The 25,696-nt window shown below is 32.7% G+C and carries 26 protein-coding genes; 9 read left to right on the plus strand and 17 right to left on the minus strand.

All coding sequences use genetic code 11. From position 1 onward, the window contains the following. Position 1: 1 nt before the first annotated feature. Genes MLC44_RS07285 through MLC44_RS07335 form a run of 11 tightly spaced genes read right to left on the minus strand, consistent with a single transcriptional unit; the run spans position 2 to position 12,821 of the window. Entirely contained in the window at positions 2 to 5,776 is a 5,775-nt protein-coding gene (locus tag MLC44_RS07285) for a hypothetical protein (protein ID WP_434656698.1), read from the minus strand. After that, positions 5,769 to 6,404 carry a hypothetical protein gene (locus tag MLC44_RS07290; protein ID WP_152184868.1) on the minus strand — a complete coding sequence of 212 codons (636 nt, stop codon included), beginning with the start codon at positions 6,402 to 6,404 and terminating at the stop codon, positions 5,769 to 5,771. Before MLC44_RS07290 ends, MLC44_RS07285 begins: the two co-directional genes overlap by 8 nt. Then, positions 6,401 to 7,165: a hypothetical protein gene (locus tag MLC44_RS07295; protein WP_152184867.1), complete on the minus strand. Its 765-nt coding sequence runs from the start codon at positions 7,163 to 7,165 to the stop codon at positions 6,401 to 6,403. Before MLC44_RS07295 ends, MLC44_RS07290 begins: the two co-directional genes overlap by 4 nt. Before the next feature lie 12 nt (positions 7,166 to 7,177). Then, positions 7,178 to 8,191: a TraU family protein gene (locus MLC44_RS07300; protein ID WP_152184866.1), complete on the minus strand. Its 1,014-nt coding sequence runs from the start codon at positions 8,189 to 8,191 to the stop codon at positions 7,178 to 7,180. Further along, positions 8,188 to 8,844 (minus strand): hypothetical protein, encoded by a 657-nt coding sequence (locus MLC44_RS07305; protein WP_152184865.1) that lies wholly within the window; start codon positions 8,842 to 8,844, stop codon positions 8,188 to 8,190. The genes MLC44_RS07300 and MLC44_RS07305 overlap by 4 nt, the downstream gene beginning before the upstream one ends. Continuing rightward, positions 8,825 to 9,385: a TrbC family F-type conjugative pilus assembly protein gene (locus MLC44_RS07310; RefSeq protein ID WP_188109515.1), complete on the minus strand. Its 561-nt coding sequence runs from the start codon at positions 9,383 to 9,385 to the stop codon at positions 8,825 to 8,827. The genes MLC44_RS07305 and MLC44_RS07310 overlap by 20 nt, the downstream gene beginning before the upstream one ends. Then, positions 9,382 to 9,879, minus strand: a complete 498-nt coding sequence (locus MLC44_RS07315) for a hypothetical protein (protein WP_434656703.1) — start codon at positions 9,877 to 9,879, stop codon at positions 9,382 to 9,384. Before MLC44_RS07315 ends, MLC44_RS07310 begins: the two co-directional genes overlap by 4 nt. 36 nt (positions 9,880 to 9,915) lie before the next feature. Then, positions 9,916 to 10,461 (minus strand): SH3 domain-containing protein, encoded by a 546-nt coding sequence (locus MLC44_RS07320; protein ID WP_152184863.1) that lies wholly within the window; start codon positions 10,459 to 10,461, stop codon positions 9,916 to 9,918. Next, a complete protein-coding gene (locus tag MLC44_RS07325) occupies positions 10,458 to 10,982 on the minus strand; it encodes a hypothetical protein (protein WP_152184862.1) in 525 nt (174 codons plus the stop codon). The genes MLC44_RS07320 and MLC44_RS07325 overlap by 4 nt, the downstream gene beginning before the upstream one ends. Continuing rightward, positions 10,924 to 11,709, minus strand: a complete 786-nt coding sequence (locus tag MLC44_RS07330; protein WP_152184861.1) for a hypothetical protein — start codon at positions 11,707 to 11,709, stop codon at positions 10,924 to 10,926. Before MLC44_RS07330 ends, MLC44_RS07325 begins: the two co-directional genes overlap by 59 nt. Further along, entirely contained in the window at positions 11,706 to 12,821 is a 1,116-nt protein-coding gene (locus tag MLC44_RS07335) for a hypothetical protein (RefSeq protein WP_152184860.1), read from the minus strand. Before MLC44_RS07335 ends, MLC44_RS07330 begins: the two co-directional genes overlap by 4 nt. Before the next feature lie 102 nt (positions 12,822 to 12,923). Here MLC44_RS07335 and MLC44_RS07340 point away from each other — a divergent pair, with 102 nt between their 5' ends. From MLC44_RS07340 to MLC44_RS07355, 4 genes are all read left to right on the plus strand, one after another. Beyond that, positions 12,924 to 14,078 carry a DsbC family protein gene (locus MLC44_RS07340; RefSeq protein ID WP_152184859.1) on the plus strand — a complete coding sequence of 385 codons (1,155 nt, stop codon included), beginning with the start codon at positions 12,924 to 12,926 and terminating at the stop codon, positions 14,076 to 14,078. Between the two features lie 111 nt (positions 14,079 to 14,189). Beyond that, complete coding sequence (locus MLC44_RS07345; RefSeq protein ID WP_152184858.1) at positions 14,190 to 16,010, plus strand: conjugal transfer protein TraH; 1,821 nt, start codon at positions 14,190 to 14,192, stop codon at positions 16,008 to 16,010. Between the two features lie 11 nt (positions 16,011 to 16,021). Further along, a complete protein-coding gene (locus MLC44_RS07350; protein WP_152184857.1) occupies positions 16,022 to 16,405 on the plus strand; it encodes a hypothetical protein in 384 nt (127 codons plus the stop codon). 153 nt (positions 16,406 to 16,558) lie between these two features. Beyond that, entirely contained in the window at positions 16,559 to 16,837 is a 279-nt protein-coding gene (locus MLC44_RS07355; protein WP_425505073.1) for an ATP-binding protein, read from the plus strand. A 53-nt stretch (positions 16,838 to 16,890) separates the two neighbouring features. Here MLC44_RS07355 and MLC44_RS07360 read toward each other — a convergent pair whose 3' ends face one another. The 4 genes from MLC44_RS07360 to MLC44_RS07375 form a co-directional block, all read right to left on the minus strand. Further along, on the minus strand, positions 16,891 to 17,985 hold the full coding sequence (locus tag MLC44_RS07360) for a hypothetical protein (RefSeq protein WP_152184676.1): 1,095 nt from the start codon (positions 17,983 to 17,985) through the stop codon (positions 16,891 to 16,893). Positions 17,986 to 17,990: 5 nt separating this feature from the next. Next, positions 17,991 to 18,185, minus strand: a complete 195-nt coding sequence (locus MLC44_RS07365; protein ID WP_152184677.1) for a hypothetical protein — start codon at positions 18,183 to 18,185, stop codon at positions 17,991 to 17,993. Between the two features lie 135 nt (positions 18,186 to 18,320). Beyond that, positions 18,321 to 19,193 carry a hypothetical protein gene (locus tag MLC44_RS07370; protein WP_434656710.1) on the minus strand — a complete coding sequence of 291 codons (873 nt, stop codon included), beginning with the start codon at positions 19,191 to 19,193 and terminating at the stop codon, positions 18,321 to 18,323. Further along, a complete protein-coding gene (locus MLC44_RS07375) occupies positions 19,190 to 19,870 on the minus strand; it encodes a DNA/RNA non-specific endonuclease (RefSeq protein WP_188109498.1) in 681 nt (226 codons plus the stop codon). The genes MLC44_RS07370 and MLC44_RS07375 overlap by 4 nt, the downstream gene beginning before the upstream one ends. A 327-nt stretch (positions 19,871 to 20,197) precedes the next feature. On the opposite strand from MLC44_RS07375, the gene MLC44_RS07380 reads away from it, so the two are divergent. Both MLC44_RS07380 and MLC44_RS07385 read left to right on the plus strand, forming a co-directional pair. Continuing rightward, entirely contained in the window at positions 20,198 to 20,581 is a 384-nt protein-coding gene (locus MLC44_RS07380; RefSeq protein ID WP_152184680.1) for a PAS domain-containing protein, read from the plus strand. Between the two features lie 12 nt (positions 20,582 to 20,593). Continuing rightward, a complete protein-coding gene (locus tag MLC44_RS07385; RefSeq protein ID WP_152184681.1) occupies positions 20,594 to 21,709 on the plus strand; it encodes a methyl-accepting chemotaxis protein in 1,116 nt (371 codons plus the stop codon). 333 nt (positions 21,710 to 22,042) lie between these two features. On the opposite strand, the gene MLC44_RS07390 is transcribed toward MLC44_RS07385, so the two are convergent. Beyond that, positions 22,043 to 22,963, minus strand: a complete 921-nt coding sequence (locus MLC44_RS07390) for a plasmid segregation protein ParM domain-containing protein (protein ID WP_152184682.1) — start codon at positions 22,961 to 22,963, stop codon at positions 22,043 to 22,045. Between the two features lie 14 nt (positions 22,964 to 22,977). Continuing rightward, complete coding sequence (locus MLC44_RS07395) at positions 22,978 to 23,298, minus strand: hypothetical protein (protein WP_152184683.1); 321 nt, start codon at positions 23,296 to 23,298, stop codon at positions 22,978 to 22,980. Between the two features lie 165 nt (positions 23,299 to 23,463). Between MLC44_RS07395 and MLC44_RS07400 the strand changes: the two genes are divergently transcribed. The 3 genes from MLC44_RS07400 to MLC44_RS07410 all read left to right on the plus strand — a co-directional run bounded on the left by MLC44_RS07400 (position 23,464) and on the right by MLC44_RS07410 (position 25,561). Beyond that, positions 23,464 to 24,252, plus strand: a complete 789-nt coding sequence (locus MLC44_RS07400) for a hypothetical protein (protein WP_152184684.1) — start codon at positions 23,464 to 23,466, stop codon at positions 24,250 to 24,252. After that, positions 24,249 to 24,638: a hypothetical protein gene (locus MLC44_RS07405; protein ID WP_152184685.1), complete on the plus strand. Its 390-nt coding sequence runs from the start codon at positions 24,249 to 24,251 to the stop codon at positions 24,636 to 24,638. Before MLC44_RS07400 ends, MLC44_RS07405 begins: the two co-directional genes overlap by 4 nt. Before the next feature lie 281 nt (positions 24,639 to 24,919). After that, on the plus strand, positions 24,920 to 25,561 hold the full coding sequence (locus MLC44_RS07410) for a hypothetical protein (RefSeq protein WP_152184686.1): 642 nt from the start codon (positions 24,920 to 24,922) through the stop codon (positions 25,559 to 25,561). Positions 25,562 to 25,696: the final 135 nt, after the last annotated feature.

Genomic DNA, 25,696 nt, shown 5'->3' on the forward strand with positions numbered 1-25,696 from the left:
TTTATTCCCCTTCTACAATATTGCCATCGCTGTCAATTGTTAAACTTTTATAGATTTTTTCCTGTTGTGTGCACACATTTACAAATCTCGGAGGCCCCGATGTAATATTGTCTATTAAATTGTAGGCATTATCCGTAACCATTCCGCTGCAATCGTAAACTCTCATGATTCTCCACCATGGCTTACATACTTTTGTCGTGCCTTCTGTGCTGCTTATTGTAGTTTTATAACATCTTGATGTGTCAACAGGGTCTTCGTCCCAATTTTCTATACATGTTGGGTTTACTTCACAATTATCTCCACTCAATACTCCATATGGACAATAGTAATTTCCTTGATTGTCTACAAATTTTTGACTAATGCATTTTTTAGCATAATCGGAATAATGATACAATGAACCATATGAAGAACAATTGGTTTTAGGTATGTAATCATATTTTAGACTTGTTGTAAACCCATCAAAATTCCTACAATCATTCCATGGAACAAACCCAAACCCAACTTTTAGCTTATAGTCACCAACTGCAGTATTAATACCGGAATCAAAACCGGTATCTTTTAGCATCACATCAAAATCATCCGACTGGTGAACACCTTGATATAGCGGAATTGGAATATTATTGTTTATGTTAATTTCGTTGTTTAATCCCTCTACACTGCCATTTTGACTGTAGAAATCATAATATGTCTGCATGTTTCTATCAACAGTTCCAAGCGAAAACAGCACTGTTTTTCTTGCAAAACGCATAGTGCTGTTTATTTCATTAGATTGCAAAATTGTTGCCGGTGGTATATAGTCACTGCTAGCATACGTTTGCGGTAAAGGAATATTGTTTGTAATATTTGCATCTGCGTAACATTCACCCTTATTGTCAACAATAATATCTTTGCTCTGGTGAACAATACTTCCGTCCTGCAGCACAAAATCATAATTTATTTTATCCCCTTCAAATGAGATATTTTGAATAACGCTCTTGATCGTGCTCGGATGGCACAGAAATGTTTCAGATATTTTAATGTCTGTATCATAAATACCGTCATTATTGTAATCAACTTGTAAATATATCCCCATATTAGGATAATAAGCGTGCATATTCACACAACTATCCAAGGTTTCCGAAGGAACATACCCAAACTGAACCCCGTCAATATATGAATCATTTACTCTTGCCAATCCAATGATATTGTTTTGATTAACGCTTGTCGTGCCATAAGATATCTGTAAACTGTCCCCGTTTTCAAACTCCCCCAAATCAATCCCTGAGTTTGTCTGACTTAGATAGATATTTCCATCAGCATAATAAAGGTCGTTAGAAAAATCGCCATTTCCATATGTGCTGCTGTTTTTAACAATTGAGATATTTCCAGATTGTGTAAGTATGTCGTTTTTTGCCACTAAGCGCATTCTAACGCTTTGCAAAGTTTTTTGTTCATACTTTATGCATGAATTTACACATTCCTCTTGACTATAAAAACTGTTTGGAAGTAAAGAACTCTGCTGAGATTCTTCCACACAACTTTGATTACAATAATTTTCACAACTATTTTGCGAATAAAAGACTTGTTGTGTAGCTTCGCATTTGTATGGATGTTGTGTGCACTGTATAGGGGAAGACGCTACAATTGGGGTGATAAATTTTATATTATTGTCTCCATCTTTTTGAAGATATGCAAAATAGTATCCATTTTTGTCGTAGGTGCCTAACAATGGTATTATTTCATAACATTGACCTGATGCATCTATTAGGTCTGACGAGTTTTGACAAGACGGCTCGCTTGTCGTGATATTTGTTTCTTCTTTTTCACAAGATCCACTAATCGTATTAAGCGTATACCCCGCCATGCAAGATGGATCGGTTTGACTTTGAACTACGGTTGCACTTTGGGTACATTCGTCATTTCCGCACGACACACCGCTTCCATTTATTGAAAAGTTTACCCCCATCATACCACCGCCTTTTACAAAAAGTGTTACCTCTATGGTGTTTTGTCCTGTAGACAAATACTGCTTTATATCTATATTATTTGTAAAATACCCTCGACTGTTTTGTTCACAGGCATATTCTGTTGCCTGTCCGTTGTTGTACACATCCACAATTCCATAAGGACTCCATGAGCTCAGCAAAATATTGTCGCCTGGGTATGGCCCTATTCCAGCAACATGTCCATTTACTTTTACCATCAAGAAGTCATCATATTGTGCATTATCTATTTTAAAACTTAAGACATCGTCAATATTGTTTATATTGACATTTAGTGTTTTTTTAATCTCCAGACAACTGCTTGAACTTTTATATTCAGAAATGCTTATTGTGCCAAGTGTGGTTCCTTCACATTTTCCTGTGTTTTGATTGTAAGTTCCGCTTACACAGATTGGTTCACTCGTAAGTGTTGAGGATGTTTCTTGTGTACATTTTCCTGTACTAACATCATATTGTTGATTATCGGGACAAGCATTTTCGTGATATTCATAATTTTGTCCAAGAGGATTCATTTTTATTATATAATTATCTCCTCTTTTTGCTATGTATACATTGTCGTTTTTTTCAATGCTCGCATCTTCATAAAAAGTTGTAATCAAATCAGATTCTCCAAGATATGAAAAACTGTCAGTATTGAAATACGACCCATATCTATTAATCAATAAATGGTTTTTCCATTCTGTTGTTGAATCTGTAAGCTTTTTTGTTGCCATTGAACGCGTAACATAGTCCCAAACAAAATACTTTTTAATATGATTTCTGTAATCATCCCACACTCTGTCAATAAAGTCTTTTACAGTTAAATCTTTCATTGCCGGCGCTTTATCAACGTAAGCAAATAAAAAATGATAAGTGTGATTAAATGATGAATTTTCTGAAAGTGCACTATCTTGCGCCACATCAATAGGTTTTCCCGTTGCTGGTTCCGTTAAAAAATATGATTTTAATTTCATATAGTTGTTTTTAAGCTGTTCGTTATACACATAAGGATTTACTATCATAAAGTCCGATGGTGTTGCTGAGGTTAAGGAACCTGTTTCAAAACTTATAGTTGCAGGATTGAATGACCCGCCTCTTGCATAAATATAATTTTGAAGCATTGAGTTTAGTTGTATACTTGTGTCTGTCACATTTGTGTCAAGAAAGCTTCCTTCGTCTAAATTTTGCAAATTTGCTGTTACTGCGGAGTCAAAATTGTTATGAAAATCATTTATACTCATTCCATCTTTAATGGCATTTATCCAATAGTAAAAACCATCATATTCTGGCATTCTTCCAATTTTTTGCAAATACTCATTGAGCACTATTTCTGAAACTGTAGCCCCTGTAACATTGCTTGGCTGATAATAACACTTTAATTTACTTGAATTAATTGGACAGCCCGCAGAATCACGTTTTGCGATTCCTCGCTGCAACCCACTGTTGCAGTTTGATACAGATGATTCATAACAGGTGCCGCCACCCTCCCAGTCTCCTATAATGTAATTATTATCTTTAGAGGTGTAATCTATGGCTGGGCCAGTAACAAAAGCTGTTCTAAATTCGCCTTTTTTGTCTAATATTTTAAATTCTGTGCGGATTGTTGTATTTTCATCTATAAAGTCAGGGACATCCACAGTTAAGATTCCGATTGTTATTCCGACCGTGTTGTCAGAATTTATTGCTCCGTTAAATATTGCTTCTTTAATTGATTCGTAGTCGTTTATGTTTGAAGTATTTTGCAACCAATATTGCATTCCATCTTCGTCTGGAATTCTTTGCAGAACATCTCCATAGGCATCGTAAATCATCCTTTCTTTATCTGTTGTCAGTTCACTTCTGACAGACTCTTTGAATTTCTCTTTATGAAAAAAAGATGGATTCAGTTTCAACAAAATAGATATATCCATATTTGCCACTGAAGCTCCAGATACAACAGGCAAAGTCTTAAACATGTCTGTGCTTTCATGAAAATCAAAATCTGTAAAAAGGTTTGTGTTTAATTTGTTTATTTCATCTTTTTGTCCCCTGTCGCTCCCGCTATTAATCATGTCTCCAAAAGCATATGCTATTTCAACAGCTTTTTCTTTTTTTAACACATCAGCACTCGACAAGAAACCTATTTCAGGTCTATATGGGTCCACTTGTACAAAATCTCTGACATAATAATGCGTTGGATTATTGTAATTGTCTATTACATACTCATCTTTTAGTACGCATTCTCCATTCTCCACAAGTTCCTCTAATGGTCTATTTCCTGCTACTACCGTATCTTTACAATAGTTTGCTATCTCCTCTGCAGTTTGTGCATCGTAAGATGAATCAGTAAACATTACGCATTCATCTTGTTGCACACAGGCACTATTACAAGAGACGGCGTCCTCATATGTTTGCTCTGTTCGTCTTGGCAGTGGACACCTGTAGTTTGTTCCATTGTTTGAAAAGACAATCGTGTATAATTGTGATGCATCATAACTTTTCAACACTTCTCTATTGTTGATTGATGCCCAATATGAAATTTTTGGAAGCAAGATAAATGTATTGCCGGTTATTGTGCTTGAATAAAAAGAATCACCCATAAAGCTTACATTCATCTGTAGTTGATTTCCAATCTGTCTGCGTGATGGTATTATTGAATCATCCCAGTATATGTCACCCGTTGATATTTCAGTTGTCAAATTCACATCATAACTGTCTTGTAAAACTCCCGAAGAATTTTTAATAAATACTCGTATTCTGTCAACAGTGTCAATATTTTTAATATTATTTATTATTGATGAGTACACTGTTTCGTCAACAAAATTTCTGTTCCTTACGAAGTCAACAAGATTTTCTGTTTGTTCAGGGTCGCATGTTGCCGTTTGTCTACACATTGACTCACAAGTAGAAAGTGCAGCCGGCTCATTTCCTGCTATTGCGTAGTATTTTGTTGCTAGAGTTTGATCAATATTTATCATTGGATCCGCTGAGCATATAAAATATTTCTCTAATTGCATATTTTTTCTCTCTATCACACAGTTGACAGGGGCACCTATACTGTCATATCCAAGACTAGCTATTCCTTCTGAGTATGTTTGATTAATAAAGTCAGGATCTGTAGCTGTGTTCCCCAAAGCTGTCACCCCTTCGGATGTTTCATTAAGTCTATCTGATTGCATCCCCTCCATGTCTTTATTATTTATAATATCTTTAGAGAGATTCATTTGTTTTCCAAACTGACTGTCTCCATCTGCAAACATATCCGAATTAAGCATACTTGCACCTATGTTATTGCTGTTTGCAATATTTCCATAATCGCTCAATCTTGTTTTTCCTTGCATTTCATTCAAAAAAGCTCTCGGATTTTTTGTAATATCCGTCTCAAATGCACCTGAAGTATTGTTTTCTTTGTTTGATATATATAGTGTTACATTGTAGTGTTTTAACGACTGCATCCCTTTGTCATCTATTATATGGTACGCAACTTGTAGTGTTGCGCACGATGATTGTATATAGTTGTCCTTCATAACACATGTGCTCGATTCCGGTATTGATAAATCCTCACTAATGCTACAATTTAGCTGGTTTGTGTGGTAAAAATCACAATTAACCCCCTGAGAAGCCAAACCTGTCGGATCGTCTAACTGAAAAAAGAATTCGTCGCCATCCGGGTCTTCTCCATCAAGCGTATAGGCAAAACTATTTCCTATATAAGTTCCTATTTTCAGATGTTGACTCAGTGAAAATGGGGCATGATTGTCTTGCTCTATTGTATCGGCGTGAATATTGATAAAAAGAAATGTACCTATGACTAAACTATATATAATTTTATTCATCTTTTTGTACTCCGATTTCTGTAGTTATCAATTCATAATTTTTTTGGTACATTACTGATGGCACACATTGCACATTAAATCTTTTAAGTAATATTTTCGGCGCTTTTCCAACAATAATATTGTTTCTTTTTGGAAAAAAATGAGCTATATCGTTTTTTAATCTATTTATATCTCCTTTTGTCACATAAATTCTTAATCTTGTTTCATATTGATTTATTATCGTCATTAAAATATTTTTTTCTTTTTCTGTAGTATAATTTGTAAAAATAGCAAGCCCATCAAGTCTCACTTTTTCCAAAAGATTGATTTCATCTCCTTTTTTTGCAATTGTTTTCCCCTGAAAAACAACATTTTCTTTAACAATGTAAATTATTTTTTTGTTGTAAATTTTGTCTTGTTCGCATGTTTTTACATTCATATCTACATACATTTTATTTTTAAGGATTTCTTTGAATTTTTTGGTCAAATTATTGTCTTTTTCAAAATTTCTAAACTTCTCTTTTAACACCAAATACATATCTTTTTCTGCTGGTTTAAAAACTTTCCCTTCAGTACCCAAAAAGACAGGTTGCTGTATTGCAAAGAGACTCGCACAAAAACTTACCAAGAGAATGGCTATCTTTTTCATTTGTCTTGTTCCTGTAGATATTTTTCAACTGCATCTTTTTGTTTGTTGATCATTAGATTCTTCATTAACTCTTTCATCTTTTTGTTTTGTTCAATTGCATCAGTTGATGGTGTAGGCGTTGTAAAGGTTTGATTTTTTATATTTCTATAGAAACTGTTTGCAATATTGCATCTTCGTATCCCCTCTTGTCTTTTTTTGTTTTCATCTTCTTCATAATATTTATCTATAGTCAAAGATATTATTGCGTCATTTTTTCTATTTTTACAATAGTCATTAACGATGCCAAGATAATGCAAAGCAAGATCTCTGTCTCTTCCTTGAATACTGTACCACATGCCTAATATGTAAGTACCATACAGGTAGCCATTTTTATCTAAAACTTTTGCCAGCTCAAGTCTGTATTTTTTTCCACCCTGTATAAATCCATCAAAATTTAGATAATCCATTGCTACTACTGCAGCCTGAGGATTTCCAAGTAACCCTGAGGCAATCAAATACTTCATTGACTTTTTTTTGTTTGTGGACGGATTATACTCAATAGCTTTCCCTTGGTACATTATTGTTTTTTTTGGTAAAGTTGTATTGTAAATCACCATTCCTTTTTCAAGCAACTCGTCAGCACTTGATTTTGCTTCCTCGTCGGTTAAGTTTAGTTTTTTAACAAAAAAAGTTCCGAGATCATCTATTGTTAAGTTCTCCGTGTTAGTTTCTTGTGAATATAAATTTAGCGCCATTATTAGAATCAGTATTGTTTTTAACATGTGTTTTCCTTTTTAATATAATAAATGCGCAACGCCTACGCAGCACACTTTTCTTCTCCATACCGTAAATATTCTATCTTGGTATGTGGGGACACCTTTAAAATTTGACCAAATCATTGCACTTTCTCCTGGTGTAATGATTTTGTCTGAAACAATAGGGTAAGAAATTTGCAAAAAATATTGATTTTTTATTACTTTTGGAAAATAGTTAGTTGTTTTTCCGCAAGCTAAATCGTTAGCTGAACTAAGAGTTGCCCCACCTGCAAAAGGGACCGTGGAGGTCCCTGGTATTTCTATTGTTTGGGGCAACATATAACCCATATGCTGAAAATCAAGAATTGACATAGCCAAAGCCGCGTCATCCACCGGACCATTTTCTCCCATAGGTCGTCCGGTCCCGATTCTTCTTGTTTGCCAACATCCGTTACACCAACTTAAAAACTCTGTTGGTTTTTTAAATGTGGCTGTTGCACAATCCCATAAGCATGCCAAAGCCCCAATGGGGTTTGCCACCAACAATGCCACCGGATTAATCATGACAGCCGTAAAATCGTCGTACCATGCCGGATTTAATTCTCCGATAAAAGGAAGGTCTAGTGGTATGTTTTTTGCAACACACAACTGGTCCAACCCAAAATTTAATAATGCAAACACTGGATATTGATAATAGTGTCCATTTCTGTATGTTCTTGGCGTACCTCTTTTTTTTAGTTTTGCAATCCCGCCTTTTGAGCTATCTTTCATAAAGCATGGGAATTTTCCGGGCTCACTTACCAGTTCGATAAAGCCTATTGGTTCGGTTAATCGCAATTTTAAACCAATATCAGGAACTCCATCGCTTGTTGTTGAACATAAACATACTGGATTATGGTTCCCATCCCCATAGCCACCTATAAGTAAATCATCAAAAAAGAAACCCCAGTTGATTGTTGAGAAAGGATCGAGGCATGGTTTTTTTCCCAATGCGAAAGAATTTGTAGTAAATATCATCAATATGGATAAAAATATAAATAGCTTATTTTTCATTTGCAATCTCCATCACAAATTGTCCAAAGTTCATTATAGCTACTATCATATTGATACACAGGAGTATTTTGCCAATCACAATGCCCATATCTTATATCAAAATAAGAAGAAGCACAATTTCCAGTTGATGTAAATGCTGTTTTGTCTGGTTTTTTTGTCCATTCTGCTGCTGTTGCAAATCTCCATCCTGATGGAACTCTTGAGAATGTAATTGTTGAACATCCACCTGAACATGGAGATGCCCAAGCCCAACAATATCCGTTATTATAAATGGACCATGACGGACAGTCTGCTTGAGAATTAACATGTTTTTCTGTACTCAAAACCAATTCCTTACTATCAACAATGCTTCCGTCTTCAAACAAACTTGCAATAATCTTAATGTCATAATCAACATTATCCGGAACCCTATATATCACATGTTTTAAATCTTGCGCAATAAATGTTGGAGAAAGCTCATCATTCGTTTGATTATTATAGGCGTTTAAATGCAGTTGATATTTCTTAGTTACCACATAATTCATAGTTAGGTTAATATCATCACCCGACTGTATATTTGTGTTGCTTGCTGTAAAACTACTCATCTCATCCGCATTTACACAAATATTTATAGCAGCAAGTGCCATCAGTGCGCTAATTATTTTTTTTATCATCATCTACTCCATCATTTTCCAGAATATTGTAATACCGCAATAAGTTTTCATCCTGCTTGCTTGCAACTTCAAAAAATTTGTTTAAACTCATATCCCCATCCATTCTTAAAAGATATTTGCATTGTTTGTATCTAAATTCATCTGGACAAAGCGCATAAACAACAACAGGTACTTTTTCTATATGCAGCTCTGTATAAAGAAATGGATGTATTTTAACAAGGAGTCTCTGCTTATCTTGTTTCATCATTATCTCTTTAGCTTCTTGATCAAATCCCCTGAAAACAACATATGTTTTTATATCTTTCAGTTTGTTAGCTCTGCTTAGAAAGTTTTTAAGTGTTGTACTTGTAACACTTTTGGAAAAAAAATAAAGCAGTGTCGGATGCAGCGAATCATCTTTTTTTAGACTTAAATTTGGAAGTTTTTTATTAAACTCTTTGTTGTACAAGTAGCTCATATCTGCTGGCTGCATATCAGAGAGGCTGAGTGCATAAAGTTGATGCAATGCAATCAGATAAAAAAGAGTGAATTTTTTTATCATAATGTAAATCCTTTGTAGTAATAAAAGTAAGCTGCGACAATAGCAATATAAAATATAAACCCTATATTGGAAAAAGCCACTTTGAAATCTTGCAAAGACGGGATTGCGTTTTCCAATAATGTTGCAGTTATAAAAATTTCCAACAAGTATGTATAAACATTTTGATCTACAAAGACAAAGAAATACTCCTTGAAATAAAAAGCTACAGGAATAAGGACGAGTGGAGCCAATGAGATCGGGAGTGCGTTGTACCATGTGACGTTGCTTGATTCCACATAACCCAACACATAACCATTTTCTTGTTTTTTTGGAAATAGTGATACTTTTACCGGCTTTCCAAATAGCAATATTGACACAACAAAGTGTGCCAGTTCGTGAAAAAATGTACCAATAAAATTTGCAATCCACACACCTGCTATATTTCCTGATGTGTAATTTTTAAGTCTCTCTATTAAAACTACAATCAATATGATGGAAAAATTTTGATTGTTCATAAAAAAATCAAGTATTGTGGCCTGCATCATTTCTTCTTAATTTTTAGAATGTTTTTTTATTTTCTTTAGTGCTTTGGTCCATATCCATGAACCATCCTTGAGCCTTCCCCAATCATTTTTTTGGCCAATAATTTCAACAACATTGTTTTTATACAGGCAATATAAAATTCGAGAATTTTTTACTGTTGGGTATTGTCTGACATTCACTGCGAAAGTTTTTACTTTATAAACCCCTAATATGCTTTTTTCTTTAGAGGTTTTCTTTTGGTCTTTTGGTTTTTCTTTAGTGATAGATTCTTTTATTTTTTGAGCCTTATTCTTGTTTAGCTCTTTTATTTTTTTTTCTTGCTGTTTTATATACTCTTGCAGTTTTTTGTTTTGATAACTCAGTGCACCATATTTTTCTATCAGAATAGAAACTGCCTGTTTTGTTTGTTTGTCAGTCTGTACATAGTATTTTTCTCTTACTGTTTTTGTTTCTTTTATAATTTCTTTAACTTCTTTTGGCTTAGGTGCTTCATGCTGAACGCACCCGGAAAGTAGTATAGATAGTGTTGCTATCGAATAAGATATTTTTTTCATTTTAATGCTCCTGATTTTAATTTTTTTATATTGGCAGAGAGTATCCTTAGGTACTTTTCTTTGTGTTTTTTTGTATGAGAGTGGTACATTGCTATAGTGTCCCAACTGTATCCGTATTTTTTGATATTTTGATAAATTAACCCACATGCGTATTCGTAGCTTTTTTTGACATTAAAGTAGTCTTGCAAAGGAAGTTTTTGATATATATAGTTTAGTTGGTATGGCCCAAGGTCAAGATTTGTTATTTTGTTTTTAAGCAAGAATGTAAGAGCTTCTGTGCAGTTTTTCGCATCCAAACAATCTGCAGTTCTATTATCTATCCATTTGAAATTTGCAATTTTTCTTGCCTGCTCCTTCTCTTTTTTACTATTAAAAGAGATTAAATACGGATACCCTATTTCCCGCTGATTACATCGTTCTGCGCTTGCAATTAAAAGCAAAATCTGATTGTCAATTTGGCAATTATTCACTTCTTTTTCCATTGAGAGTTGCTGTGCATCTATTTTTGTTGCCAGAATCATCAAGACTACCCATTTTATCGCTAATGTTTTGTAATTTTTTTGTTGCATCAATCTTTTCATTTTCGCCTCGTTTATTCAAATAAGGATCATTAAGGCAAAGCGCCAATAGTTGCGGACCTGCTTTTGGATTATTGCATGCGGAGTTTATATACTTATTTGCTTTGTTATATTGTTTGTCAAGAAAAAACAAATGGGCCAATTCAAAATCCAATATTGGGTTATCTGAACGGAGTGATATTGGGTTAATATCCGCTATTGCCATTTCTATTGCTTTTTTATTTTTGTAGAGCTCTTCGTTATTAAGAACGATTTCTGCATACCTGATTGCCAAAAGTTCTCTTATTTTTTTCTTTGTATTTTTCATATACAGTGCATTTTTAATATCTAATATGGCCTCATTTGGCTCTTCAAGTTTTGATAAATAGAAAGCAGCAAAACCATATCCTTTATTGTATGCAAGTCTAAAGTATTTTTTTGCTTTTCTTATATCTGCTTTCATTACTCTGTCTTTTAATTTAATATCTTGTATGTATAGGGCACCAAGATATATTGCCGCAGAATAGTCGCCATATTTTATTGCGCTTTTCATTGTCTTAATATAATCATTATAATCTTTTACTGTTATAAGTTTTCTCTGCTCTTTTTTTACATTTTCGTTTTGTTCAAACACTATATCTTTTGCAAAAATTCCCGAAACTAAGAAAATTAATACAAGTAATAATTTCATTCTTTCTCCTTCATGAAACTGTTTATATCAATTCCTAGTTTGTTTTTGAAATAACGATCTCTATAATTTACATCTTTATTCCACGTATTGTGTTTTATGAATTTTTTATAGTCTAGTTTTCCTTGATACTCTAGCAGGTTGTACATTTTTCTTTCTAAGTTGTCTATCTGGAGTCGTCCCGTACTAATTGTGTTTGCAGTCTTTTCTTTTTTGTTTACTGCTACAATAGATGGTGTTGTGTAAATTCCATATGTGTTAAACAGCTTTTTGCTGATTGTCATACTTCCTTTGTTTATTCTTTCTTTCATTTTTGGTGAAAAAAGCACATCCATGGCTTGCTTGAACATCTTTTCAGCCTTTTTGTCACTAAATACGAAGGATAGCTCAACGTTCGGATACTTATTTATTAGTTGCGAAACCTCATAAATACTTATCATATCCAGGTCCACATTTAGCCCAAGAAACAGTATGTATGAATATTTTTTGTTTACTTCTTTCATGAATTGTTTTATTTGTTGTTTGTTATTGTCGAAGCCCATTATATCAGTATAGCCGATTGGTTGATTTGGTAAAGGGTACGCTTTATCTCCAAATTGTGTCACAGCCATCGGCAAGGCATCTGCTCTTTTAAAAATCTCTTTAAAATATTTTGCTTGCCATTGAAGATAATTTACTGTATTTTTCATATTTGGATCTTTCATCCATGCTGCCATTGCTGGAATACTTTTTGCTTCTGGCGTTAGTGGCATCTTAAAACACTCTGCACTTGAATTCTCTATGCATTCTCTTCCATTTACTGTTATTTTTTTTGGTTTTGGATCCAATGAACTTTGCAATAGTTTTAAAATCTTTTCTTGTATTTTTGTTTGCTTTTCATTCTCTTTGAGAATTTTTTTACTTATTTTCAGCAATTCACTGCAGCAGTTTTTTTGTTTTGCAGTCTTTTTGTTTTGTTTTTTTTGTGATAAATCTTCATAAAACGCAAAGCCTTTTTCATCTGAATAGTTATCATCAACCTGATTAAACGTTTTTGTGCGATCGTTTTTAACAATCTCAACATTTGTTGCATACATCGTGCTGGCCAGCAGCAGTATGGAGAGAATTTTTTTCACTAATTTTCCTTTTATTATCATATTGTTAAAAAATATATTTGATAAATATTTAGAATTATAATATAATTGTACAATAAATTCAAATATATCAAGGAATATTTAATGAAAAAACTATTTTTTCCGGTAATTGCAGGAATCCTGTCTTCTTCTCTTATGGCATCGCCTGTTGACAAAAAAAATATTGAAAATCTTCCCTTGCTGAAAAAAGCAAAAATAAAAGTCGAAAAGATATTAGACCAAGGAGATATCTATCAACTGGATTTAGGAAAAGGACAAACTGCGTTTTTGACACACGACAAGAAAACGATTATTTTCGGAAGAGCTTTTAATACAAACACAACAAAAGAGTTAAAAATTCCGGTAGATATGAGCAAAGTTGATTTAAAAAAACAGGCATTTGAGTTTGGAAGTGGTAAAAATGAATATATAGTATTCACTGATCCAGAATGCCCTTATTGTAAAAAATTTGAGAAACAATGGAGCGCTTTAAAAGATAAAGTAAAATTTCATGTCTTTTTGTTTCCTCTCTCGTTTCATCAAAACGCCACCAAGATGAGTCTTTATATATTATCCCAAAAAACAGATGCACTGAGGGCAAAAGCACTTTCAGATATTTCAGATGGTAAAAAAGACTTTCTAAATGCTGATAAGTTTTCAAAAGAAAAAATCAAAAAACTTTATGCTCTGTTAAAAAAAGGACAAAATGTTGCTGATGCTCTTGGTGTCAGAGGCACTCCTTCGATGTTTACACTAAAAGGAGAAAGAGTCAATTGGTCCTCGCTTATGTCAAAATACAAGATTACTCCTGAAAAAATAAACCCTAGAGTATTTCACGAACTTATGAAGAAAAGCAACTACATCACTTATGGCACAGGTAATGATACGCTTTATGTTTTTACAGATATAAACATTTCTTCCTCTGCAATGAAAAAGCTCGATAAGTTGGCAAAATCACACAAAATGATAATATTTTTAAAACCTACAAATGGCAGTCAATTGAAAATGTTTGAGACAGTATATGTTCTTAATAAAAAAACAAACAAAGAGCGTCTGGCTAGCTTCAAGGAATTTGTTGCAGGCAGAACACTTTCTAAAGATGAGCTTGATAAAGTAAAACAGTCTATTGGAAAAAACAAGAATAAGAGCAATCTTTCTCCGCTGCAAAGTTTGATGGTAATAGGTTTTGCAAACGAACAGCTGCATCTTCCCCAAAAAACTGTTTTTATTAATGTAGATGGAGTTATTCAGAAATTTTAGCGAGCCAAGAGTTTTTTTCTCTTGGCCTGTGTCTTATTTTAAAGAATCTATGTCAATTTGGTTTTTTACAATGAGACTCTTGTTTCTAAAATAAATAAAAAGGTAATAAACATGAAAAAAATGTTAAGTGTATTTATGGCTTTTGTTGTTTTTTCCCAGCAAACATATGCAGCTAATCTGTCTGATTTAGTAGATACAGCACATACTAAATCTTCAGAGTGGCAATCTCCTGCAACCGGTTCTAAGTATTTTTATTCTGGCAGTTATGAATTTTCTTTTAAAAAATCAAACGGTTACGCTCCTTGGATAAACGCCGGCAGTACCACCGGTAATCTTTGGCAGGCCGGATGTAATGGTTTCAGTACGGGTGATATGTTTGTAAGTATGCTTGGGCTAAATGATATTAAAGACCAATTGTCTGATGCCGGTGCGCAACTTGCATGGGGAGTTATGCTTGCTCTTGTGATGAGCATGCCTGGATTACAAAAAACTTTTGCGGCTATCCAAAAATGGGCCAGAGCAATACAAAACCTTTTACAAAACGCCTGTAGTATTGGTCAGAGCATTGGAAACAGTGATCTGTTTGGACCAATCAGAAATACAATTACCGGAAAAAATTCAGATGTTGGAATAGCTATACAAAATGCAGATAAAGGCATAAGTGGTTTTGTTGATGATTCTGCAAATTGGATAAACAGCTTTACAAGCTCTTCAGATTCAAACACAACAGCCGCAGCCAAAGATGCCGAAAAAGGTTCGTCTCTTAAAGAGATTCTAAAAACTCTTAAAGGTGTTTTTGGAATCAGTTCTAAAGTTGCAGCTTCCAAGATTACCGATGCTGCCTTGCCAAAAGATTCTTCAACAAACACATTGTATATTGGAGATCTATCAACCTTCTTAAGTAACGGAACAATCGGCGGAAAAAACTTTGTTAATTCCTCTGATTTGGATGCGCTAAAAACAAAAATCCTTTTAGATTTGGTTTTTGTTGGAGACACAGCTCTTTCCGCAAAAGGATTAAAAAGCATTACAGACCTAACTGATTGTACAAGTGTTCCTGGCGGAGAATATTGCAAGGTTAATCCAACTAAAATAGCAGATTCTGCTATTGAACACATGGCCGATGGTGACAAAGGTATAAAAAACCCGTCATATGTAAATCTTTCTCCGATTGTTTCAAGTACCGACAAAGTTGCCGATGCTATCATTAACGGGTTTTCTCCTGACTCATCTTTAATGAAAACTGTTTCCGGTGACAGTATGTCCGGTGACGGCTATTGTTATATTTATAATCATAAAATCACTGTTGGTGATTTTACATACAAGGCAAAAGCTGTTTCATCAACCAGCACTTCCGGGTCACCAAGTAAAAAAGTTATTCGATTTATTTCTCTTGTCTCCTCAAATCATGCAAACACTGCTATAAAGCTTGAATGGGAAGGGGCACTTAAAGAGAGCTACAAGCTTATTAAATATAAAATTAAAGAAAAAAGTGGAATTAACGGAAATATTGGATTATTTGAAAATGAGCCAATTACAGCAGATAGCAACTCCATTATTCCAGTATTGGTTCCTGGCGCCAGCAAATATTTTAGGATAATAGCCACATTAGAAAGAAAGGACGGTCAAGAAACTGGTTATACAGCATCTCTTAAACAATTACTTGCGCAATATAATGCCTATTTGTTTTCATCGTCTTTTTTTGATTCTTTAATAGCACAAATTGACAGCTCAATACACGATACTCCTGCTGGGGGTGATAAAATTGAAAATCTAAAAGCAGAAAGAGAAAGATTGGTAAAAATTAGAGAAAATGTGCAAGAGAGATTCCATAAAGTCATTCAAGATACACGTGATTTCAAGTTAATTGTAGATATTTTTAGTACAATTGAGAAAAATCAGCACCTACAACGCTCTAACATGTTAAGATAGGATAAAAAACAATGAAATATAAACAAACATCAATAAATATTGAAATAGATCTTTTTGATAAAATTGAAAACCTAAAATTATTGACCGGTTCCGACCTCAACACGAGCAAGATAATCAATCTTGCGCTAAGAGAGTTTTTTGAAACAAACTCTGTATATAATGAAATAATAAGTCAAGCAGATGAAAGCATTCTTGTTCCTATTGATAAATATGCTCAGATTTTCTCTGTAAGCAAAAAAACAGTAAAAAGCAAGATACAAAACGGTTCGATACAGAGCATTAAACTGGGTGAATTAGAATATATAAAATTGGCCGAAAATGATATTAAAAATATATTTATACAATTGATTAATCTTAAAAGTCGCGTTGAGAATTTGGAGAAAAAAGTAAAATAATCGCAAGAGGTGCCATTACCTTTTGCTTTTTTCGGCTATTCTTTTGTATTTGCGGATTTTTTGATAATTTTTAATCCAGTTTTTTTAATTTTTTCTTTTGTCACACTATAAACTCATTCAAATTCCCCTGAACCTTAGCAATCCTCTTGTTTCTTGTCAACGGCGGAGTTAAATTCAGCAGTTTTTTGTGAACGGTCTGAGAAAGGTTCCACTATCCTTACCTCCAATCTTGTTTTTAGCAAATGGACACAGGTATTTGCAGGTGACAAAGTTGTAACAACTGCTATTCTTGATAGACTGTTGCACCATTCACATATCATTAATATACAAGGAGACAGCTATAGGTTAAAAGAGAAAAAAGAATCAGGAATTATCAACTCAGATTTATATAAGTTTGGAGCTAAATCTTCAAACAAAATAAGGCAAAATTAAGAGGTGGTTTAAGTTTCAAATTGTAACTTTTTTTTACTTCTTAGTGCAAAATTTTAGTGTTCGTTTGACAACCAGTTGATTAATCTATCGTAATCATGAATTATTTTAGAAATATAGCCTATTTGTTTGTCTTTGCGTTTTGCGTACTCAACATTGCTTTTATTGGCATTCTTCTTTCTTAGCAGCTCTTTTTTTTCGGCAATCTTTTTAACTTTTTCATCATGCAAATACTTGTCAAACTCTTCTTTTGTTTGAAAATCAGGAATTATATTAATAATGTCTTTTTTGACAGTTGGGTTATCTTTGTAAATTGTTTTAAAAAAAGAAGCTGATTTTTTAATGGTGTAAAATTCTTTTTTAGAAAAATCGACAAGCTTACGCACTCTAAAACAAAACTCTTTAGAAGAAGTATTGTGTTCTGCCAAAACAACTGCATAATAATCGTCTTTGTCATATTTAAAATTATCATTCTCTACTTGAAAATCAAAACCTGCTTTTCGTACATATTTTAATGTATTTTTTACATATTCGCTATAAGTAAAAGATATATCTTTTCTTATCACTTGAGAATGTTGATTTGCCAGAATCAACAATGTCCTTCTTCTATTTTTTGGAACATAATAATCACCATCACTTTTTTTATACAAAAATGTTTTTTCCAAAAGTCTTAAATATTTTTTTTGATCCATATTCTTATTTAAATACGTCAATCCTTTGTCTATATTTAATTTGATTTTTTTATTATATAGAGTTTCATCTTTATTGTTAAGCCATTGCATTCCCTCTTTGAGTGCGAAAATATAGCCATAATCCATAATATTAAAAGCTTTTGCTTCATTTTTATAGCTGACCCTAAGCATAGGGCTCTTTTTGCTATAAACTGAAATAAAAAGTGACATATATCCTGTATTGGATGTTGTTTTTTTTGGTTTAAACTTTTCTCTTAACTTTACTGCCGCCTGTAAAGACAAAAAAGGATTTCCAAAATCATCATCACTAAAGACCCTTGATATTGTTTCACCATCTCTGCTAATTCTCAGCCACCATCCGTCTCTTGTGCGCGAAGAACCTACTCTTGTAATATTTTTTAAATCAATATCTGCAAATATTCCAAGTGATTCTAACAACTTTTTGTTTTTTTCTTTCATCTTTTTTATCTCTCTAATATTGCTTTCCCTTTTTGTATAGAAGCAATTTTGACTTTTTCACCTTCTTTTAGACCACCTGTTAGAACTCTATTGTATTTTCCAAGCCTCTCTATTACCAACATATCTGCTTGTGAGACAACTTTTATACCTTTTGCAATGATTACTACTGCGAATACAAAAATTGCTATTGTTTCTGGCATTTAATTTCCTTTTCTGTTTTATTTTACTTTTGTATTATACTGACTAGAACACTACAGATCAACAGCAGAGAAGTTCTAATTATTTCTGATTAATTTTAAATTATACTGTTTTGTTTTTGTCTAATATACAGGATATTAATCACTACCTTTGTTGTGGTTCGATTTTTGTTTTATTGTTAAGCCTATCTTCGTTTTAATATTGGGCTGCTTATGCTTTTTAAAGTCATTTTGCATAATTCCAACTCCGATATTACTTTGAGAAATTTTATCTCTGTTGTAAAATACATATCCTCTATTATCGGATTTAACCTTATTGCGTAAATCAGCAAAAATTATTGCAGTTTTGTAAAAATTACCATGGTATACTTTTTCAATGCTTACCATAATTGCATATTTCTTACCATTACACGAAAAAATTACCCACTCTTGAAATGGGGATGTTTTCTTTTTCGCAACTGAGCTTATTATTGAGCTAATAAGTCTTTCTTGGTCAACCTTCTCATCAAAACCAAATCTATTAGCAAGTTTATTGAAAAATACGGTTCTATATACTGCATATTTTTTTTCATAGGTTCCTATTTTCACCTCAACATCTCTTAGAAACGAAGGAGTCAAAATGAAATCAGAATAAATCTTGATTCTCTCCATATGAAAAGATTCTCTTCTTCCAAAATGCCTTGAACCTATTTTTTCAACAGTTACTACAGTCACAAGGGGACGCTCTGTATTCTTACTTTTATCAACAGCCAATAGGACGGAGTATTTTTCATCATTATATTCAAAGACAAAAACAATTTTACTTTTATCTGGATAGTCCAGTATGTTGTATTGAGAAACAGCAGATCGAATTAACTCTTGATACCCTTCTCTTGTTTTAAACATGAACGATCGAATAGGAGCCTTATTATCATCACTTTTTCGCTTAATAAAGAGATGTTTAGAAAGTCTGATATCGACAGATATGTCAAACATGATAAAATTTAACTCTATTTTTTTAATGTGTCTCATCTTAAATCAAAGCCGATGTTGCATCTATTTTTAATCTCATCCAAGCTTGACATATAATCTTTAATTTTAGCTTTTGACATTCCATTGTTTGTATTTGGGGAAAGAAAACTCACTGTTTTACCACTTGGCAAGAAAATGATTTTGTACCAATATGCCGGTATATTTACTCCATTTCTAATATGCCCCAAACTTCCGCAAGTTCCATTAACAACATTGACCTTACCGTGCCAAGAAGCTTGCATGCGGGCAAACCTCTCGATTTTAGCCCATAGCCTCCTGTTGAGTTGTGGTTTTTGAGGAGAAATATTACTAAGCAAAAAGGTCTCCTTTTGAAGTTTTCTATCGTATGAAAAGGCAGCATTGGGGGCATTATGACCACGATCAAAACCGGTATGAGAGTAATCTCTTGTATAGCTTCTGTATTTAATTGGCACCTGATAATCTGGTTTAAATGTCAAACCTTTTCTTTTATAGTGATGCTTCTTCATATCTTGCGCCGTGATTGAATACACTGCAAGCTTTGGAGCTTTCCATTTATAGCTATAACATATATCCATAGCCGACTTATGGAGTATTTTTGAGCATTTTGTATCAATGTCTATGTTTGGAAGATATTTTGACTCAAATCCAAAGAGCGAAACCGCCAGTAGCAACGCTGTTGTTATTTTTTTAATCATTTTTATCTTTCTCCATTTTTGTTTATTGATACTCCACCTCATAAATTTATGGGGCGGATTCCTACTCTATAGCCTAACTAGCTATTTGATGGTAAGCATTGTTGCCGTGTACCCCACTTTTTTAAGCTTTGTTGTATGTTTGATAAGTTTCTGTTTCTAAGTAATTAATCGTATTACATTAATTAGCTTACGCAACAATAAAAAATATACTTTTGTTCATATTTTATTATATTTTTCAATAAAATCTATAATATTAAATTTATCTTAAAATAAAAGTTATATAATTTTTTATAATTAAATAAAATTTTAATAGAAAGGTACAATAAAATGAATGAAACAGTTCTTAAAAGCAACGATTTCTTAGTCTCACAAACTGATAGTAAAGGAACTATTCTGTTTGCAAATGATGATTTTTGTAAAATTGCCGGTTTTACAGTTGAAGAGATGATAGGAAAGCCACATAATATTGTTAGGCACCCAGATATGCCAAAAGCAGCTTTTAAAGACCTGTGGGAAACCATTAAACAAAATAAAATTTGGACCGGTTATGTCAAAAATAAAACAAAAGATGGCGGTTTTTACTGGGTATTTGCTACAGTGTACCCAATGTATGATGAAGTAAGACAAGCCATAACATATATGTCTTGCAGAAGAAAGCCCTCCAAGGCAGAAATTGCAGCAGCAGAAAATCTCTATAAAACATTACAATAAGCAGGTATGACAATGAAACAATTACAAAAAAATATTATTCTATCAGTCGGCTTTGTTTTACTTATAGGAACATTACTTTTATCAACATCTTCTATCCTACAAATAGCCGTTGCTTTAATTGTGTTTGCGCTTAGTTTGGTATTTTTAAACATGTCTCAATCTAAAACCAATCTAACAAACCTACTTCAACAAATTGATGAACTCATTGAATTTGAAAGAAATAAAGTAGATATAAACGAAAATACGAAAGATGAGATAGAAGCTACATTAAATAAACTTCTTAAAAAATATGAACAACTTATACTTAACGATACAAAAGTAGCGGGAGAGATGGTTCTACTTGCAGACAAAGTAGCAAAAGGTCACTATTCTTGTCGTATTAATGCAGATAGTAGTACACCTTATGTTCATGTACTTAGAGAGAGCATGAATAAAATGATTGATTCTTCTGAGGAGAACTTAGATCAGGCAATTAACACACTACAAGAGTTTGCTAACGGAAACTTCCATGTTAGATGTGACATCAAGGTTGAAGCAAAAATGGCCGATCTTTTAGAAAATATAAATAATCTCGGTCAAGCTTTAGAAGATATGCGACAAGAAAATGATAACTCTAATAAAGTCATCGCAGAATCCGCTAAAGATCTCAATGCTACAATCGAAGATATAACCAACACTACAATTGCAGATTTCAAAGAAGTAATAAATTCCATTGTTGATCGTATCCATTCTATCTCCTATAAAGAAAATGAAATGGTAGAGAATCTTGAATCACTTGTTGGCAATGCTAATGATACAAAAGTTATCTTAGCAACTATTGGAGATATTGCCGAACAAACAAATCTGTTGGCACTTAACGCTGCTATTGAAGCTGCTCGTGCAGGTGAGCATGGTCGTGGATTTGCTGTAGTTGCCGATGAAGTACGAAAGCTGGCTGAGAGAACTCAAAAAAGCCTAGCTGAATCATCTGCTACTACAAATATACTGATACAGTCCATTTCAGAAGCTTCTGACAGCTTAAAAAACAATGCTGAAGATGTCAATAATATATCCCAGGAAGTAAGTGGTGCAAGTGAAAAGATGGATGATATTATTGATGTTTTACAAAAGTTGACTGATGCAAATTAGTTTTACCATAGCTGTAAAAACAGCCTGAGACGGACAAGCAGTCATTTCGCTTATAGAATTACAATACAATTTTGGTAAATGTTTGCAGTTTGTGAGCTACTCAATCGCCAAAGGCAATTGAGATCTCAGCTATTTGGCTTAAGCATTACCATTCATATGACATTGGGGGGTCTTTTCTCCTATTTTTTTATGTTATAATTGCGTTTCAAGTGCAAATTTAGCAAACTCTCTAACTGTTTGTATTTTGACGCCCTGCTCTGTCGCCAAACGCTGCAGGGCTTTCATTTTTTCAAAAGTCACTTTTTTCACCTCCTTTATGAGATTTAACTGCTTTTATTCTTTGAATGAATATTTCACATCGCCAAAACCGACATCAAATACATCATAGTCGTCATCAACCATCTCCTTCATCCCAAGCAAAGTTAAGAATTCTCCACCTTCTTCCGGTATAAAGAATGGTTTAGAACTGCTAATGATATTTTTGTCAATATAATAAGATATGCCACCAACAAAAACAAACTGGCCAAATTCTATTTTTTTCTTTTTAAGTTCTCTTGTTACTCTTTCAATAAGCTTAGGCAAAAATGTAGCCAGGGCCTGCTCTTTCTCTCTGATAATATTAACAGTGTTAAAACCAAGATCTATTTTTTCTTTTAAGAAAATCTCCTTTAGCATTTGAGCATTTGTTGTCACTTCGTCATGTTTTCTTTTTAACTCCTCTCTGAAATACTCGGTCAACAAATTATAAACACCAAGTTCATCATGAATGGAGTTGGTATAGAGTATTTTTCCTGCTTCATTCGTTACAGATATATTAACCGTATTGAAACCGCCATCAATAACAAGTATATTTCCATCTTTTGGATTAATCATGTTTTGCATAACAAGATGAGAAACAGCAGCAGTTCCCTGAGGTAAAACTCTTACTTTTTCAAGTGTTGGTATATTTCTTTTTAGGCTCTCTTTCATCTTTTCGATAATTCCGCCATCTTCTTTGAGTTTTGAGGAATAGTACGCCTCTGTCGGTATTGAAATCGCAATTTTTTTAATAGGTCTATTTTTAATGAGACTTCTTACAAAAATATGACTGTAGTTTACCAGGTCCTTTAGGTCATACATGTAATCAATATTGGATCCGGAAGTTTCGCCGACTCTATATTTAAAACCTTCAAACTCTATTGCATCCTCAGCCAGTATTTCATCGCCTGATAGTTTTGTAAGCGTTGATGCTATTTTGTTTACATTTTCATTCATGGTTATACTCCTTATTAAAGTTCAATTTTAAAGCCGCTTGTAGCTTTTGTGCCTGTATCAGTGTTATCGCTCTTTTGACTGTCTATTGTTTTTTCATTGTCTGGTTTGTCTGTTTTTTGCTGAGGTTCTGTTTCTGGCAATGCTTCTGTAATAACTACATCCATTGCAACTGCTTTGGCTTTTTTTGCATTTTCGTATCCGAAATATATTTCATTGCTACTATCTTGTGCCAAGAGAAATAGTGCTTTTTCAAAAGATTTGCTTTTTATCTTTTTTTCAAGCAAGTTGTATATTGCTATAGCTTTTGGGTTATCCAATGTAAGCTGTATCTTCATTGTTTTTTCCTTCTGTTATTTTTAACTTATTCTAAACTATTGCTAAACAATGTTTAAACAATGCAAAATTATATATTATATTTGCCTAATTGTCAATTTTATATTATTATTACACAAATAATTTATATATATTAATTTGCTGATATTTTAAGAAACTGGGGATGAATGCAAAATATTTTTAATTCTGACGAAAAAATAAAACAACTATCACAGGAATATTTTATTAATGAATTGGAATTATTTTCTATCATTAACAAGGCTATTAAAACAGTTTTTTCGTGTGATGTAGCTACTTATGTTTCAAATAGCAAGGTTATTACAGGAATGGTGTCTAAAGATGGCTACACTGTAAATTATAATTCTTTTAATTTGACCAGATTGCAAATGAATTCAGTATCAACCGCAATTTATGAAAATCTTATTGAATATTCAATTGAAAACAGATTTGAATTATTTTTTGATCCAGATAAAATTTACAAAGCTGTTCCTGTTGATATTTCAGGTAATGACATTTTATTAAAGATTCTCAACAATGATAAATCTTCTCTATATACTTTTAAATTGCCTGTTGTTTTTATTACATTCAATCAAATGATGAAAATCAAACAACAGAAATTTTTTAATGAAAAAAACATTTTATATGTTTCTATCGAAAGTAGAGCTGGAAAAGAAATTCGATGTTCTTGTATTTCAGAGGGTGCATTAGCATTTCTTTTTGAAAATTTATTTTATTTTTTAAACAGGAAGCTGAGAAAGAAGTACAAGTTAAAAAAACTCTCAGTTGTTGTTGAGCCAACACTTAAGGATATTCATTTTTATTATCTTATTCATGGCGATATCCAAATAACAAAATATTTTAAATCGTCTCTATATAAACTACTTGAAAGTAAAATTGGCCGAGTGCATGTTTACAACAAAAACTATGCTAAATCAAAAAGGAGAGAAAGCAAATGAAACAATTAGGTGAGAGAAAAACAAATCGAATCAAATTAATACTCAGAGGGTTGTGCTGGAAAATAGATTCGTTTATGACATGGCTAAGGAATCATATGTTTTGTTATTATGATTTAGAGATGCAAGAGATTAAAGAACAAGTTCGGTTGGTCCATGAACAATCAGAGAAGTTTGAGGCAGTTGAAGAGTTGGCTCCTGATATATTATTGGCACTAGAGAGATTAAAGCATTGTGAATGTATTAGAGAGATTTTAGAGGAGAGGTTAGGAGAACTGGAAAGGTTGGTTGTGGATTTATATGTTGCGGACATGAATGATGACAGAGAAAGAAGAATGGAAATTTACAATATTTTAATCAAAAGTAAATTTATCAGACAAGGAGAATAAAATAATGGGTAATACAGATAGTTTCAAGGGGAATAATATTTTTCTACTGCAGGGAAAATTATCTGACGGAACTTATCAAGAGATTGTCTCAAAAGACATTAGTGTCTTACAGAAGATTTTAACAAATTGGTTAAGGAACAATAGTCACGGGTTTATTTTAAAGAAGGAGAAAAGATGAGATGATCAGGACAGCAAAGAATAATTTAATGAGAAAAGTAGGTGATGTTGAATTTTTGACATTTAGTAAAAATATATTTTAAACAGCAACAGGAGCTAAAGGGATGAATTATAAAGAGCCAATGGATATTTGCGATGTACTAAATGAAAAATATATTGCTGGATATTGTAACATGCTAACAAAAAAAGCTATTGACATTCAAAAAAAGCATGGTCCAAACGGACCAATTATTTTTCATAAAAACCAAGATTATGGATTTTTGATGTTTGATTATGGATTTTTAATTTATTCATTAATTGAGTATGTTAAAGGTATAAAAAAAGCATCTATGAAAATCGAAGAAGGAGAAGATATTGCTAAATTGATTGAGCGTGATTTTTTAAGAAATGATGATGAAAAATTAGCAAGAAACGGGAAGTTTTTTGTGAATATTTTATCATATCATGGACTTAGTTTTTTGAGCAAATCTAATAAAAATTTCTATAATAGAATTTTGCTAAAAGATAAAAAAAGCAATAAAATTACTCTGCTCAATTCTGTTTCAATCAATAGCGAGCCATTAGAAAAGATTATAGGTAAGAAAGCATATGAGGAAAGAATATCTTTGATTTTAAACTCTTCTGATATTGAAGTTATAGGTTATGACAGACAAGTTACGAGTACATTGAAAGCCATTGAGGGAACAGTAGAAATACATCAATTTTGGTCAAAAAGCGATGGGTTAAATGAAGGTATTTTTAACTAGAAAAGTTAATTTATTTAATTTTAAGGGTTATTATTATAATAATATTAATAATATATATTATAATAATCTAGCCCTCAAATTGTCATATTTTCTTAGTTTTTTTGCAATTGTATATATAATATTAATAATATTATA

Origin of the sequence: Sulfurimonas sp. NW9 (assembly GCF_051132275.1) — a bacterium.
In the GTDB taxonomy this organism is placed as follows: domain Bacteria; phylum Campylobacterota; class Campylobacteria; order Campylobacterales; family Sulfurimonadaceae; genus Sulfurimonas; species Sulfurimonas hydrogeniphila.

Bases quoted from the DNA above. Each gene is read 5' to 3' on its own strand.
- MLC44_RS07285 (WP_434656698.1), bottom strand. From the start codon at position 5,776: ATGAATAAAATTATATATAGTTTAGTCATAGGTACATTTCTTTTTATC.
- MLC44_RS07290 (WP_152184868.1), bottom strand. From the start codon at position 6,404: ATGAAAAAGATAGCCATTCTCTTGGTAAGTTTTTGTGCGAGTCTCTTT.
- MLC44_RS07295 (WP_152184867.1), bottom strand. From the start codon at position 7,165: ATGTTAAAAACAATACTGATTCTAATAATGGCGCTAAATTTATATTCA.
- MLC44_RS07300 (WP_152184866.1), bottom strand. From the start codon at position 8,191: ATGAAAAATAAGCTATTTATATTTTTATCCATATTGATGATATTTACT.
- MLC44_RS07305 (WP_152184865.1), bottom strand. From the start codon at position 8,844: ATGATAAAAAAAATAATTAGCGCACTGATGGCACTTGCTGCTATAAAT.
- MLC44_RS07310 (WP_188109515.1), bottom strand. From the start codon at position 9,385: ATGATAAAAAAATTCACTCTTTTTTATCTGATTGCATTGCATCAACTT.
- MLC44_RS07315 (WP_434656703.1), bottom strand. From the start codon at position 9,879: ATGAACAATCAAAATTTTTCCATCATATTGATTGTAGTTTTAATAGAG.
- MLC44_RS07320 (WP_152184863.1), bottom strand. From the start codon at position 10,461: ATGAAAAAAATATCTTATTCGATAGCAACACTATCTATACTACTTTCC.
- MLC44_RS07325 (WP_152184862.1), bottom strand. From the start codon at position 10,982: ATGATTCTGGCAACAAAAATAGATGCACAGCAACTCTCAATGGAAAAA.
- MLC44_RS07330 (WP_152184861.1), bottom strand. From the start codon at position 11,709: ATGAAATTATTACTTGTATTAATTTTCTTAGTTTCGGGAATTTTTGCA.
- MLC44_RS07340 (WP_152184859.1), top strand. From the start codon at position 12,924: ATGAAAAAACTATTTTTTCCGGTAATTGCAGGAATCCTGTCTTCTTCT.
- MLC44_RS07345 (WP_152184858.1), top strand. From the start codon at position 14,190: ATGAAAAAAATGTTAAGTGTATTTATGGCTTTTGTTGTTTTTTCCCAG.
- MLC44_RS07350 (WP_152184857.1), top strand. From the start codon at position 16,022: ATGAAATATAAACAAACATCAATAAATATTGAAATAGATCTTTTTGAT.
- MLC44_RS07360 (WP_152184676.1), bottom strand. From the start codon at position 17,985: ATGAAAGAAAAAAACAAAAAGTTGTTAGAATCACTTGGAATATTTGCA.
- MLC44_RS07365 (WP_152184677.1), bottom strand. From the start codon at position 18,185: ATGCCAGAAACAATAGCAATTTTTGTATTCGCAGTAGTAATCATTGCA.
- MLC44_RS07370 (WP_434656710.1), bottom strand. From the start codon at position 19,193: ATGAGACACATTAAAAAAATAGAGTTAAATTTTATCATGTTTGACATA.
- MLC44_RS07375 (WP_188109498.1), bottom strand. From the start codon at position 19,870: ATGATTAAAAAAATAACAACAGCGTTGCTACTGGCGGTTTCGCTCTTT.
- MLC44_RS07380 (WP_152184680.1), top strand. From the start codon at position 20,198: ATGAATGAAACAGTTCTTAAAAGCAACGATTTCTTAGTCTCACAAACT.
- MLC44_RS07385 (WP_152184681.1), top strand. From the start codon at position 20,594: ATGAAACAATTACAAAAAAATATTATTCTATCAGTCGGCTTTGTTTTA.
- MLC44_RS07390 (WP_152184682.1), bottom strand. From the start codon at position 22,963: ATGAATGAAAATGTAAACAAAATAGCATCAACGCTTACAAAACTATCA.
- MLC44_RS07395 (WP_152184683.1), bottom strand. From the start codon at position 23,298: ATGAAGATACAGCTTACATTGGATAACCCAAAAGCTATAGCAATATAC.
- MLC44_RS07400 (WP_152184684.1), top strand. From the start codon at position 23,464: ATGCAAAATATTTTTAATTCTGACGAAAAAATAAAACAACTATCACAG.
- MLC44_RS07405 (WP_152184685.1), top strand. From the start codon at position 24,249: ATGAAACAATTAGGTGAGAGAAAAACAAATCGAATCAAATTAATACTC.
- MLC44_RS07410 (WP_152184686.1), top strand. From the start codon at position 24,920: ATGAATTATAAAGAGCCAATGGATATTTGCGATGTACTAAATGAAAAA.